The organism is Veillonella sp. VA137, from assembly GCF_003992015.1.
GTDB lineage: Bacteria > Bacillota > Negativicutes > Veillonellales > Veillonellaceae > F0422.
On the sequence record NZ_RQVK01000004.1, the window covers coordinates 35,297 to 48,876 of the forward strand.

Consider the following 13,580-nt stretch of genomic DNA (forward strand, 5'->3'; position numbering starts at 1 on the left):
ATGGGATTCTTCGATTGGTTCACTCAGACCCCAGACCATATCATAAGTTATGCCCCTGGCGGTCATACATTGCAAGTTAAAATTACTTACAATACAGAAACAGGTCTTTTTACGTATCGTGGTCGCTATGGTACACGCGCTAAGTTTTATGACAAAGATATTGACCATATCGACAACAAAGAGGTGAGTCGCACCCATCGTGTCTTGCTCATTCAAGGTAAGGATACTTGTCTCGCCACCCTCGATGTTCTCACCAACTTAGTCAATGAAAATTTACAAGCATGGATTGAATCTCGTGGCGCTGTAGCTTATGATTATGATCAACAACAACGGGGATTATGGGTAAATACAGCTGCTGTGAAAGCCGCCATCGATGCAGGACCTCCAGTGGAAACTGCTACCATTGAAGTTGAAGACACCTCAGATGATGCTGCTAGCACATCTGTTCCTACACCAACAGAAGATGACCCCATTCTTCGTATCAAACAATTAAAAGAACTTCTTGATATGGGAGCCATTACCGACGAAGAGTTTCAACAGAAAAAAGAAGAATTACTCAATAAAATCTAAACACTAAAAGGACTGTTCTCAGTGTCTCTTTCACTGGAACAGTCCTTTTCTATGTGTCATTCAATATTCTCTTCTCTTTTACGGCATAATAATGCCACCAACTAAGTTCGATACATGTTCGATATGTTGGCTTTCGCAATAAGCGCTCATTTCACTAGCGATGATACCAATAGCTCGTGGATCCACCATCGTTGCCGTCCCCACAGACACGATGTCAGCTCCTACTAACATAAATTCTAAGGCATCTTCACCAGTCATGATACCGCCGCCCCCCATGATTGGGATTTCAATAGCTTGTGCCACTTGATGTGTTAAGCGCAATGCCACTGGTTTCACAGCTGGACCAGATAAACCACCATAGATATTCCCCAATAATGGTTTACGAGTCCGTAGATCTACAGACATCCCTAATAGGGTATTAATCATACTGATACCATCTGCACCTGCCGCTTCTACAGCACGAGCAATCTCTACGATATCTGTTACATTAGGCGATAATTTCATAATCACTGGCAAATCTGTATGCCCTTTTACCGCTTTACATACAGCAGCCGCACTCTCCGCCTGCACACCAAATGCCATACCTCCGCATTTTACATTAGGACAACTAATGTTGACCTCTAGGGCTGCTACACCTTCGACAGTCAATGTTTTTGCCATATATTCATACTCTTCCAGTGTATTACCAGAGATATTGGCAAAAATTGGCACATCATATTGTTTTAAATTTGGCAATATATCTGCTACAAATGCTTCTGCTCCAGGATTTTCCAATCCAATACAGTTCAACACCCCAGATGGTGTTTCAGCGATACGTACACCAGCATTACCAGGTCGAGCGGTAGGTGTTAAACCTTTTACAGAAATCGCCCCTACCTCTGTATTGAGGTCTAAGTAACCATCGTATTCCAATCCGAACCCAAAGGTGCCCGATGCTGCTACGATAGGATTTTTCATGGAGATACCACAGAACTTCACTGCTAATTTAGGATCTACAGTAGCCATTAGTAAAACACCTCCTCAGCAGGGAATACAGGGCCATCTTTGCATACTTTATACCGTGTACCACTTTTACCTTGGCAAGCACAGCCTACGCAACCGCCAGTACCACAACCCATGCGTTCCTCTAAAGACACTTGGCAAGGCACTCCCATTTGTTGCGCTACAGCAGCCACACCTTTCATCATCGGTGTAGGACCACATGTCAAAACTGCATCAAACTGCTCTTCTTTCATCAGCGTTTCCATCACAGTCGTAGGATATCCTTTAGTCCCTAACGATCCATCATCTGTAGTGATATGAACGGTCACGGGGCTATCTTTGAACAAGTCTGCCCAGAAAGATTCACTTGCATTGCGGAATCCTAATATCACATGCGCCTCTTGGCTTGGTTGTAACCGATCAGCGATACATAGCATGGGTGCAATTCCAACTCCACCACCTACGAGTAACATGCGGTCTGCAGTGGTAAACGCTTGACCTAATGGTCCCAAGCAATCTAAGATATCCCCCTCTTTTAGTTTGGTCATTAGTTCAGTGCCCTTACCTACCACACGATACAATAAATCGATAGTACCTGCTTTCGCATCAAATCCTGCATAGCTGATAGGTCGGCGCAACAAGGGAGCTGTGCCCCCTGTAACGCGGACATTACAAAACTGTCCTAGTTGTGCCTCTTTTGCTTGTTTAGGTGCATATACGGACATTCTCCATACATCACTGCCTATTTGGGTGTTATGAATCACTCGACCCATTTCTACATATCCACTCATCTATGATTACTCCATTTCATAATCTTGAATAGCATCTACTGTAATTACATCACCTGCAGTAGCGCGACTCGCTACGACATGTAACACTTCACGAGCTGTATCCAAGGATGTCAAGCATGGTACACCCATTTCTACAGCCAAACGACGCAATTGGAATCCTTCACGCTCTGGTTTTTTACCATAGGTTAATGTATTCAACATCAAGTCCACCTTACCTTCACGAATGAAGTCAGCGCAATTTGGATTACCTTCAGAAATTTTATTTACTACAGTGCAATCCACGCCATGTTCTGTGAAGTAACGGCCTGTACCACCAGTAGCCATAATATGGTACCCCAAATCGATAAAGCCTTTTGCTAAACGAGATGCTTCTTCTTTATCACGGTCTGCTACAGTCATCAAGATATTACCTTTATCTGGAATGCGCATGTTTGCACCATGGATGGCTTTGAATAAAGCATCTGCATAGGTGCGACCAATACCCATTACTTCCCCAGTGGATTTCATTTCTGGTCCTAGGGCAATTTCTACTAAGCCCATTTTAGAGAAGGAGAATACTGGTGCTTTCACCGCCACATGTGGACGAGCTGGCACTAGGCCTGTTGGTAAGCCTAAGCTTTCCAAGGTTTCTCCTAAGGCAATCCGTGTCGCATATTCTACCATGTTGATACCAGTTACTTTACTGATGAAAGGCACTGTACGGCTAGAACGTGGGTTTACTTCGATTACATGAAGTTCACCATTTACCACGATGTATTGGATGTTGAGCACACCTTTTACATTAAGACCTTTAGCGATGCGACGTGTGTAATCTACGATTTGTTCTGTCAATTCCTCAGACAAATGTTGTGCTGGATATACGGCGATAGAGTCACCAGAGTGTACGCCGGCACGTTCTACTTGTTCCATGATACCAGGGATGCATACATCGATACCATCAGAGATCGCATCTACTTCTACTTCCATGCCTACCATGTAGCGGTCGATTAACACTGGGTGATCTTTGGATGCTACTACAGCTTCCTTCATGTAACGATCTAATTCTTGGTCATTATACACAATTTCCATAGCACGACCACCTAGTACATAGGACGGACGGACAATCAATGGATATTGCAAGCGTTTTGCCGCTTCTAAGGCTTCTTCGTCACTAGTTACCAAGGCGCCTACTGGACGAGGAATTTCTAATTTTGCCAACAATTCATCGAAACGTTCACGGTCTTCTGCCATATCGATGCTGTCCACAGATGTACCTAGAATGTTTACACCTCGTGCAGCCAACGGGCCTGCTAAGTTAATGGCTGTTTGTCCACCGAACTGAGCGATAACTCCTACTGGGTTCTCCTTCCGGATAATTTCCATCACATCATCTACTGTCAACGGTTCAAAGTACAAGCTATCAGATGTATCAAAATCTGTACTTACTGTCTCTGGGTTATTGTTAATAATGATGGATTTCATGCCCGCTTTACGCAATGCCCAAGAGGAATGAACAGAGCAATAATCGAATTCTACGCCTTGTCCGATACGAATAGGGCCAGAACCAAGAACGATAACGCTATTTTCACCACGTGGTACTACTTCATCTTCCTTCGCATAAGCACTGTAGTAGTATGGTGTGTGTGCTTCAAATTCAGCGGCACAGGTATCTACATATTTATAGGTTGGATGAATGCCAAGCTCATTGCGTTTTGTCAATACGTCCTCATGAGAGCAGTTTGCATAGCGAGCAATCACTTTATCTGGGAAGGAATATTTTTTCGCTAATTTTAAATTACTTTCCGTAATACCATTCGCAGATAAATCTTTTTCTACCATCACAATATTTTTAATTTTGTTTATGAAGAAAGAGTTAATTTTTGTAATGTAGCAAATTTTTTCTACACTAATACCAACACGAAGTGCTTGTGCAATGACATACAAACGCTCATCATCGACTAATTGCAATCGTTCAATGAGTTGTTCAGGCGTTTCATGAGCAATTTTTTTCAATTCAATATGGTCTAAACCGATCTCTAGAGAACGGATAGCTTTTAACAGAGACCCTTCTAATGTACGGTCGATAGCCATAACTTCGCCAGTAGCTTTCATTTGTGTTCCCAATGTACGATCCGCCAAATTGAATTTTTCAAATGGCCAACGTGGGAATTTTGTTACCACATAGTCCAAGGATGGTTCAAAGCATGCTTTAGTTTCTCCTGTGACGGCATTTGTAATTTCATCTAAGGTCATGCCGATAGCCACTTTCGCCGCTACTTTAGCAATAGGATATCCCGTTGCTTTAGAAGCTAGTGCAGAAGAACGAGACACGCGAGGATTTACTTCAATAACATAGTATTGATTGCTGTATGGGTCCAAGGCATATTGCACATTACAGCCACCTTCAATTTCAAGATAACGAATGATATCGACAGAGGCAGTACGCAACATTTGGTATTGTATATCATTCAAGGTTTGCGATGGTGCCACTACCACCGAATCGCCTGTATGTACCCCTACTGGGTCAATATTTTCCATATTACATACAATGATACAGTTATCTGCGCGGTCACGCATTACTTCGTATTCTACTTCTTTCCAACCAGCTACGGATCGTTCTACAAGAATTTGATGGATCGGACTAAGCTTGATGCCACGAAGGGCAATCATGTACATTTCCTCTTCGTTATGAGCAATACCGCCACCTGTACCACCTAATGTATAGGCAGGACGGATGATGATAGGGTATCCGATACGATTAGCAAATTCTACCGCTTCTGCCACATCACTGAAAATATCAGATTCTGGCACAGGTTGGTTGATACGTTTCATCGCCTCTTTAAACAATTCACGGTCTTCCGCTTGTTTAATAGCCTCTAAAGTAGTGCCTAATAATTTTACATTATACTCCTTAAGGACTCCTGCCTCTGAGAGTTCCACCGCCATATTGAGACCAACTTGTCCGCCTAATGTAGCCAACACACCATATGGGCGTTCTTTACGAATAATCTCAGTAACAAACTCCAAAGAAATCGGCTCAATATAAACACGGTCCGCAATATCACGGTCTGTCATAATGGTAGCCGGATTGGAGTTCACTAATACAACTTCATAACCTTCTTCACGAAGAGATTGACAAGCCTGTGTGCCTGCATAATCAAACTCAGCTGCCTGTCCGATAATAATTGGACCAGAACCAATTACAAGAACTTTTTTCTTTTCCATCATTAACCTCTTCTCATCAATGTTTTAAAACGTTCAAACAAATACACATTATCAGTCGGCCCCGGAGATGCTTCTGGGTGATATTGTACCGACATAATCGGCAATTCATTATGCACTAATCCTTCTACAGTACCATCATTCACACTGCGATGGGATACGCGCAATCCAGAACCCTCTAGGCTTGCTTCATCAACTGTATACCCATGATTTTGAGAGGTAATATGAACACGATTCGTATCTAAATCTTTTACTGGATGGTTAGATCCACGATGACCAAAACGTAACTTATACGTTTCACCACCAAATGCACGAGCAATCAATTGATGTCCCATGCAAATGCCAAAAATAGGTTTTTGGCCTACTAATTTTTTTATTTCTTCAACAATTTCAGGTACGTCTTTCGGGTCTCCCGGTCCATTAGACAAGAAAATTCCATCAGGATTGCAAGCCATCACTGTTTCAGCTTTTGTATGAGCTGGGAAAATTGTCAATCGGCACCCTTCATTTTCTAAGGATTGAAGAATATTTTCTTTTACACCAAAATCATATACAGCTACATGAAACTCTGCTGAATCTTGACCACGGCGACCTTCCCACTTTGTGGTAACACGCATAATGTGATCTGTCGCTAGTGGTTGTGCTAATAAAGCATCGATTTTCTCTTGTGGTGTATCTGTTGGGCAAATAACCCCTTTCATTACGCCATGGCTGCGGATAGCACGTGTAATGGCACGTGTATCCACATTGTATAAGCATGGAATTCCATGGCTTCTCATATATTCCTCAAATGTCCCCTCATTTTGCCAATTACTAGGGAACGTACACAATTCTCCTACAATCATGGCTTTGCAATAGGGCTTAGAAGATTGATCTACCTCACGTGTGACACCATAATTGCCTACTAATGGGTACGTTAAAGTAATAATTTGATCTGCATATGACGGATCTGTTAAAATCTCTTGATATCCTGTCATCCCTGTATTAAACACTACTTCGCCAACGATTGGCATGCCCCCCAGCAATGTGCCCTCAAAGATAGTTCCATTTTCTAATACTAATTTTCCTGTCACCCGATTACAACCCCGTCTTTCATTATAATTTGTCCATCTACTACTGTTAATTTTGCTTTACCAGTGACTGTCATACCATCAAATGGGCATGATTTACCACGAGTGTAGAATTTGTTTCTATCTACAGTCCATATTTCGTCTAAGGAAAGCACTGAAATATCTGCAGGTTTACCCACTTCTAATACGCCACCATCTACTCCGATGAGTTGGGCTGGTTTTGTACTCATCAAATTGATGATTTCATCAATTGTGAGGATACCTGTTTTTAATACATGTGTAACTACTGCCGCAAAGGATGTTTCCAATCCTGTGAAACCATTTGCTGCACAACAGAATTCCACATCTTTTTCTTCGTACGCATGTGGTGCATGGTCCGTAATTATGGCATCAATTGTGCCATCTTGCAACGCTTCTAACAACGCTTGACGATGATCTTCAGAACGAATTGGCGGAGCCATTTTGAAATCTGCATTGTAATCTCGCAAATATTCGTCTGTGAAAGCCAAATGTTGACTTGTTACTTCACACGTTACTTTTACACCTTGTGCTTTTGCACGACGTACTTGGTCTACTGCACTTTTTGTACTTACGTGAGCAATATGGATATGTCCACCAGTCATTTCTGCTAACATAATATCACGAGCTACCGCTAGATCTTCTGCTACAGCTGGACGACCTTTTACACCCATTTCATAAGAAACAATGCCTTCATGCATATGACCTTCGCAAGTTAAACTACATTCTTCGGCATGGTCTACAACCATTTTTCCAAACATAGATGAATATTCTAGAGCACGACGCATGAAAGCTGCACTTTCTACATAATGTCCATCATCGGAGAATCCTACTACACCAGCTTCTGCCATATCACCCATTTCTGCAAGTTCTTTTCCTTGCAAGCCTTTAGACACAGCTCCCATAAAATCTACTTTTACAACCCCTGTCAATTCGGCTTGTTTACGCAATCCACGTACTAGTGGAGCATTATCCACAACAGGATTTGTATTTGCCATAGTTACAACACGTGTAAATCCACCTGCTGCTGCCGCTTGCGTACCACTGTGAAAGTCTTCCTTTGCTTCTTGACCTGGTTCACGTAAATGCGTGTGAATGTCAATCAAGCCTGGTGCTACGATTAAGCCTGTTGCATCATACACTTCTGCTTGGTCAGCTTGTAAATTTTGTCCAATCGCCGCAATTACACCATTTTCTACAAGAATATCTGCTACTTCATGTTGTCCTTTTGCCGGGTTAACTACCGTACCATTTTTAATCAGCAAGCTCACTACCGTCACCTCCGATAATTGTTAAGTATAAAATTGCCATGCGGATGGCTACACCATTACGCACCTGTTCTTGGATGACTGATGCATCACCATACGCCACATCTGGCGCAATTTCAAGACCACGATTCATTGGTCCTGGATGCAATACTAATACATCATCTTTTGCATTTTCTAAGACAGATTTATTAATACCAAAGATACGTGCATATTCACGATTACTTGGATATAAAGCGGAGTGAATCCGTTCTAATTGGATGCGCAATACGTTTACCACATCTGCATCTTTCACAGCTTCACGTACATCATGATGAACAGTTACACCTAGTTTTTCTAGTTCTGGATATACTAACGTGCGTGGACCAGCTAGATGTACATCAGCACCCATTGTTTTTAAACCGTAGATATTGGAGCGCGCTACACGGCTATGCATAATGTCGCCTATGATAACTACTTTTAAACCTTCTAATGTCGGTTTATGTTCTAAGATAGAATACATATCTAATAAAGCTTGTGTTGGATGTTCATGGGCTCCATCACCAGCATTGATAATAATTGGATCTACGCATTTTGTAGCATATAAAGGAGCGCCTTCTTCACCAGAGCGCATTACGATGGCATCTGTTCCCATATAGGACATTGTTAATAATGTGTCACGGAAACTTTCTCCTTTTGCCATAGAGCTACCGCTTTTAGAAATGTTGATGACGTCCGCCCCTAAATATTTACCTGCTAACTCAAAGGAACTTCTTGTGCGCGTACTATTCTCCATAAACAGGTTAATAATAGATTTACCTTTTAATAATGGATGTTTCTTATTGTCTGATAAAACAATTTTCTTCATTTTTTTCGCTACACGTAAAATGAGTTCAATTTCTTCTTTTGACCGACCTTGCAGTCCTAATAGGTGCTTACCTTTCAAGCTGATTTCTCCCATCATAGCCTCCTTTGTAGTACTTCTATTACACACAAAAAGACCCCTTGCCATAAGGCAAGAGGTCGCATAGTTATAGTGATTCTATTAGAGAGTACACCTATAGATTATAGGTAGAGTTCTCCTACTACGTTCCCTTACTAGCCTCACAGGACTAATTTAAAAGGTTCAAATGTGCGCTCTTCGGTCTCTCGTACCGATTCATTAAGCTTATTAAGTATTATAAAGCAAGAGTGCTTAAACGTCAAGATAATTCTGTATAGTTTATACTATCTATAGGAACACTACTAAGCAGTCATTAAGTGAAAAAGACCCCCATTTCTGGCAGTCTTTTTCGGAGTGTTATTATATTGCAACCTATTACATAGGTAGAAAACTTATAGTTTAGCAATAACTTCTTCAACAAATGCTTTTGCATTAGTTAAGTCGTTTTCATCTGGATGAGATGCTGCTTGTGCATGACGTGCATCACGTTCAGGGCTTTTACCATGGTTATGACCTTCTGGGAACATTTTGTACATCATTTCGATTACTTTTGGATCTACTTTACCTTGGCATTTGAAGTAACCTACTGGTGTTTGACCATTTGGTAACAATTTCGCAGCTGCTTCTACAGTTTCTTGTGCATGAGGAGATACTGGAGGAACCCCTAAAGTACAGAATAAAGCTACTTTTTCATTTGTGATTTCTTTAAGCACTGCTTGTGCCGCTTTATCAGCGTTACCTTGGTCTGCCCAGAAACCCATAAATACTACATCGTAAGATGCTAAATCAGCTGGAACTTCTTTCACAGATACACATGGTGTACCAGCAGGCAAAGCACTTGCCATAGCTTCTGCTACTAATTTTGTATTGCCTGTACGGCTTGAGTAAACTACGATTGCTTTCATTCATTTTCCACACTTCTAGGAAGTGCGCTCCTTTTACATAACATATAAATACTATAAATAGTATACCATTATTTTGCATCTAACATTGTAGCCCAAGGCACAATGTTCATATATCAGATATACATCCGCAGGCATTGCCTGCGGATACTGCACTCTCATTACAGAAGTGATTTTAAACGTACTATAGTATGATGCAGCCTACCAACTTTGACCTGGTATACCTGATTCCACTCTATGAGCGGCTATAGAACTATTACAGGAAACTATATTGTTTGGTTTGGTAAGGTGTGTAGGAGTTCACCTGTAATAGATACTACCTAAATATTTTTCTTAAATGGACTATGTCCTACTGTGCCATGAGCACGTGTAGTTTCAACATCTCCAGGATGTCCCTTTGGAATGCCCGCTGGGTGTCCTCCCATTGGTACTCCTTCTGGATGCCCTTTTGGAATGCCTGCTGGATGTCCACCTGCTCCATGTGGATGTTTCGGAACACCTTCAGGATGACCACCTACATGTGGATGATCTTTTGGTTTTCCACCGTGGTTTTGAGCAGCGATATTTTCATGTAACAATGTGCTTTCACCCGTTAAGATATATTGAACACATTCAATAACGGTTTGTGTAATATTGACATGCCAGAATCCACCAGCCGTTGTTAAGCGATATAATACGCCATTATATTCCATCAAACCACGAGTTACCCAAGTATCAAGCAACCAACGTAAGTCCTCTAATTTTGAATCCATTTCGATCAAAGCGTCTAGGTTTAAAACGCCTCGTTCCAAGGAACTGATTACATAATTGGAGAATTCTTGTAGTTCAGATTGTTTCATGAGAACCATAAATGGCTTTTTACCTTCTTCTACAAGGGCTTCATATGGAGGTAATACGCGGTGTAACATTGTCATATATCCACCTAAATTACCACCGGCGCCACAGCCAAATGGATACATTGGATATCCTGCTTTCGCCATAGTGTTATACATAGATCGTTCACGTGGTGCACGACTCCAATGAGCTGCGCTTAAACGTGTGAAATCACGCTTCATCAAACATTTTACAGCCGCTTCATACATCAAAGCTTGTTCTTTAGTGGTAGCTGCTGGGCTTACTTTACCGCGTTCAATTAGGCTTTGTAAATCACTGTTTTCAAAGACATTTAATTGATACAAGTCCATACCATCTGCTGCGGATTGTTCAAGAATTTTTAAGTCTTCCATCCACACATCCATCGTTTGATCTGGTAAACCGTAGATTAAATCTACAATCACAGAACATTGTTGGTATGCTTTTAATTGTTCTAATCGAGACAATACTGTATCTTGATCATCTAAGCGTCCCAATTGACGACGTACATGAGTATGGAAAGATTGCACACCTAGGGACATACGGTTTACACCATGGCTCATCCATACATCCATTTTTTCAGGCACCAAGTCGTGAATACGACCTTCTAATGTCAACTCATAGTCATTGGCCAACGGGAAATATTCTTGGATGGCAGACAACATGCGTTTTGCATTATTAGCAGATAAGGATGTTGGCGTACCACCACCAATAAAGATAGTGTGAATCAAACCATCACGGAACCGTGGTTGATCGGCAGCCATTTGCATTTCTTTCAACAACATATCTACATATTTATCTTCTGCATCTTGATTCGTAGCATGTTGATAGAATCCGCAGTAGGTACATTTAGTTTGACAAAACGGGATGTGAATATATGCCGTTTGCATTTGCCCTGGAACAGGCGGTTGTTGCATTAATTCATTCCATACGCGTTGTGCCTCATCCTTTTCTAAAGGACGACCACTTAGACCAGCATGTACCGCACGTTTGCTTGTAAAAGCATGCGTCAACGGCGTTGCCGTATCAAAACCAAGTTGAATATTACGTTGTTCCTCCGACATGGAGTCAAATAAACTTTTTAAATCCATAATTCCTCCTGAATTATTTCGTGTGCCTTTGCACTAGTCACCATTCAAAGTGTAGTACACTGTGAATGTATTTGATACTGATGAGCCACTACCATTTGGATAATTGCCTATGTTATAGACAACATCTTGGGTATGACTGTTTAAAATACCAGGTCCGCCACCTGCCGAAACAGAGACTATATTACCGCTCGCATCAATGGTTACGCTAACTGTAACACTACCTTGTAAGTTACGTTTTACTGCCATTGGAGGGTACGTACCTTGTGCTTGGGCTTGTACAGTAGCCACAAATCCTGCCCAGTCAAACGGTGCATTACCAGATGTAGTACCTACACCATCTCCATTACCTCCGCCACTGCCAGAGCCAGATCCACCACCGCTACCAGAGCCATTACCGCTACCATCGCCAGTACCGTTTCCTGTTCCGTTACCGCCACCAGATCCACCACCAGTACCTTGGTTTGTAGATGTTCCATCACTTGCACCTGTAGCTGCGTTGGTAGATGTTGGCACATTCACAGCATCATCCACTGGCACCGGAGATGATAAACTTTGTTGCGCTGCTTGTACTTTAGCTTGTACAACTTCTTGTGAAAGTGGTTGAGGGAAGGATACCCCGCCACCACCGCCACCGCCACCTGCGGATGCTTTTAAATCGTCGGAAATAGACATGTCAATTTCAAAAGCATTTTCGGTTTGTTTATGTTCTACTACAGATACTAAAGCAATACCTAACACAACAGCTAGGACAATGTGGATTACAACAGAGATTATGTAGGATTTTTTCCAGGAAATATATTGTTCCATGTGTCATCCTTTCTAGCTAGCAGCAATTGAGAACTTCTTAACCCCAATCGTTTTTAGCATATCCATAATGGCAACCACGAATCCATGTTGCGTATTTTTGTCTGCTTGTAATAATACCGCTGTATTTGGATTTTCTCCTACTTTGCTAGTAATGTAATTACGAGCTTCATCGATACTATATGGTTTAGAGTCAATCAAAATATGACCTTCTTTATCTAATGTCAAGATCACAGGACTTTGTTTGACTTGTGTTGCTGATTGTGCTTGTGGTAATTGTACACCCAAGGACTTTTGTGCCACCGTTTCAATACTGTTCATCATGAAGAAAACGAGCAAGAAGAAAATGATATCAATCATTGGCACAATCATGAACTCAGGTTTCATTTTTAATCGACTATTTTGAAACATGAGAATCACTCCATTGTTCTTTCATACCATTTAATAACACCACAGATAAAGTTTCTGTATCATTGATAATTGCATCCATACGATGACTGAAGTAGGTATATACGCAGAATGCTAAGATAGCCACTAACAAACCAGTAGCAGTCGCAATCAAGGCTTCACCAACACCACCAGAAATAGCAGATGCTCCAGAACCACTGTCAAGGATACTGAATGTACCAATCATACCAGATACTGTACCTAACAAACCTAACAGCGGAGAAATGGTTACGATAGCACTTAAGTAGTCCAAATGAATTTTCAAATGAGATGCTTCAATCATCATTTGTTCGGAAAAAGCATTTTTCATACTTGTTTCATTTTTGGAGTATGTTAAACCTGCATTCAAGATACGACCTGTTGCCGTTTGATTTGCCGCACATAACTCTTTTGTTTTCGCCCAATCATTCTCTTTTACTGCAAAATATACATCATGACTAAATTCCTTTAGCAATGCAGTATTAGCTTTGAAATACGTATATCGTTCAATACCAATGGCAATAACGATAATTGATAAAATTACCAACGGATACATTACTAATCCGCCGCTGTTAAATAAGTGCACAATGTATAAAAGGCTGTCCATGTTGTTACCTCCATAAAAAATATGATAATTTTTATCAGCTTAAACCTATCATATCAGATTTAATATTTTCAAATCTACTC

Annotated in this window: 12 protein-coding genes; 1 reads left to right on the forward strand and 11 read right to left on the reverse strand. The window is 41.2% G+C overall.

Annotated features, from left to right (window positions below):
• On the forward strand, positions 1–570 hold the full coding sequence (locus EO116_RS02795; protein WP_127160531.1) for an SHOCT domain-containing protein: 570 nt from the start codon (positions 1–3) through the stop codon (positions 568–570).
• A gap of 78 nt (positions 571–648) precedes the next feature.
• Here the strand turns inward: EO116_RS02795 and EO116_RS02800 are convergent, their stop codons facing one another.
• The 11 genes from EO116_RS02800 to EO116_RS02850 form a co-directional block, all read right to left on the reverse strand.
• Positions 649–1,575 (reverse strand): dihydroorotate dehydrogenase, encoded by a 927-nt coding sequence (locus tag EO116_RS02800; RefSeq protein WP_127160532.1) that lies wholly within the window; start codon positions 1,573–1,575, stop codon positions 649–651.
• Entirely contained in the window at positions 1,575–2,342 is a 768-nt protein-coding gene (locus EO116_RS02805) for a dihydroorotate dehydrogenase electron transfer subunit (protein WP_127160533.1), read from the reverse strand. The genes EO116_RS02800 and EO116_RS02805 overlap by 1 nt, the downstream gene beginning before the upstream one ends.
• Positions 2,343–2,348: 6 nt before the next feature.
• Positions 2,349–5,546 carry a carbamoyl-phosphate synthase large subunit gene (carB, locus tag EO116_RS02810; RefSeq protein WP_370447261.1) on the reverse strand — a complete coding sequence of 1,066 codons (3,198 nt, stop codon included), beginning with the start codon at positions 5,544–5,546 and terminating at the stop codon, positions 2,349–2,351.
• A 2-nt stretch (positions 5,547–5,548) separates the two neighbouring features.
• Complete coding sequence (gene carA / locus EO116_RS02815; RefSeq protein ID WP_127160535.1) at positions 5,549–6,616, reverse strand: glutamine-hydrolyzing carbamoyl-phosphate synthase small subunit; 1,068 nt, start codon at positions 6,614–6,616, stop codon at positions 5,549–5,551.
• Entirely contained in the window at positions 6,613–7,902 is a 1,290-nt protein-coding gene (locus tag EO116_RS02820) for a dihydroorotase (RefSeq protein WP_127160536.1), read from the reverse strand. Before EO116_RS02820 ends, carA begins: the two co-directional genes overlap by 4 nt.
• Positions 7,886–8,836 (reverse strand): aspartate carbamoyltransferase catalytic subunit, encoded by a 951-nt coding sequence (locus EO116_RS02825; protein ID WP_127160537.1) that lies wholly within the window; start codon positions 8,834–8,836, stop codon positions 7,886–7,888. Before EO116_RS02825 ends, EO116_RS02820 begins: the two co-directional genes overlap by 17 nt.
• A 374-nt stretch (positions 8,837–9,210) precedes the next feature.
• The gene (locus EO116_RS02830; RefSeq protein WP_127160538.1) at positions 9,211–9,723 is read right to left on the reverse strand and encodes a flavodoxin family protein; all 513 of its coding nucleotides are present in this window, start codon (positions 9,721–9,723) and stop codon (positions 9,211–9,213) included.
• Between the two features lie 317 nt (positions 9,724–10,040).
• On the reverse strand, positions 10,041–11,663 hold the full coding sequence (gene hutW, locus EO116_RS02835; RefSeq protein ID WP_127160539.1) for a heme anaerobic degradation radical SAM methyltransferase ChuW/HutW: 1,623 nt from the start codon (positions 11,661–11,663) through the stop codon (positions 10,041–10,043).
• A gap of 33 nt (positions 11,664–11,696) precedes the next feature.
• Positions 11,697–12,470 (reverse strand): energy transducer TonB, encoded by a 774-nt coding sequence (locus EO116_RS02840; protein WP_127160540.1) that lies wholly within the window; start codon positions 12,468–12,470, stop codon positions 11,697–11,699.
• 12 nt (positions 12,471–12,482) lie between these two features.
• Entirely contained in the window at positions 12,483–12,878 is a 396-nt protein-coding gene (locus EO116_RS02845) for a biopolymer transporter ExbD (RefSeq protein WP_127068636.1), read from the reverse strand.
• A complete protein-coding gene (locus tag EO116_RS02850; RefSeq protein WP_127160541.1) occupies positions 12,865–13,500 on the reverse strand; it encodes a MotA/TolQ/ExbB proton channel family protein in 636 nt (211 codons plus the stop codon). The genes EO116_RS02845 and EO116_RS02850 overlap by 14 nt, the downstream gene beginning before the upstream one ends.
• Between the last annotated feature and the right edge of the window lie 80 nt (positions 13,501–13,580).

Excerpts from the sequence above, each read along its gene's own strand:
- EO116_RS02795 (WP_127160531.1), top strand. The coding sequence starts at position 1 with ATGGGATTCTTCGATTGGTTCACTCAGACCCCAGACCATATCATAAGT.
- EO116_RS02805 (WP_127160533.1), bottom strand. The coding sequence starts at position 2,342 with ATGAGTGGATATGTAGAAATGGGTCGAGTGATTCATAACACCCAAATA.
- EO116_RS02825 (WP_127160537.1), bottom strand. The coding sequence starts at position 8,836 with ATGGGAGAAATCAGCTTGAAAGGTAAGCACCTATTAGGACTGCAAGGT.
- EO116_RS02845 (WP_127068636.1), bottom strand. The coding sequence starts at position 12,878 with ATGTTTCAAAATAGTCGATTAAAAATGAAACCTGAGTTCATGATTGTG.
- carB (WP_370447261.1), bottom strand. The coding sequence starts at position 5,546 with ATGGAAAAGAAAAAAGTTCTTGTAATTGGTTCTGGTCCAATTATTATC.
- EO116_RS02840 (WP_127160540.1), bottom strand. The coding sequence starts at position 12,470 with ATGGAACAATATATTTCCTGGAAAAAATCCTACATAATCTCTGTTGTA.
- EO116_RS02850 (WP_127160541.1), bottom strand. The coding sequence starts at position 13,500 with ATGGACAGCCTTTTATACATTGTGCACTTATTTAACAGCGGCGGATTA.
- EO116_RS02800 (WP_127160532.1), bottom strand. The coding sequence starts at position 1,575 with ATGGCTACTGTAGATCCTAAATTAGCAGTGAAGTTCTGTGGTATCTCC.
- EO116_RS02830 (WP_127160538.1), bottom strand. The coding sequence starts at position 9,723 with ATGAAAGCAATCGTAGTTTACTCAAGCCGTACAGGCAATACAAAATTA.
- hutW (WP_127160539.1), bottom strand. The coding sequence starts at position 11,663 with ATGGATTTAAAAAGTTTATTTGACTCCATGTCGGAGGAACAACGTAAT.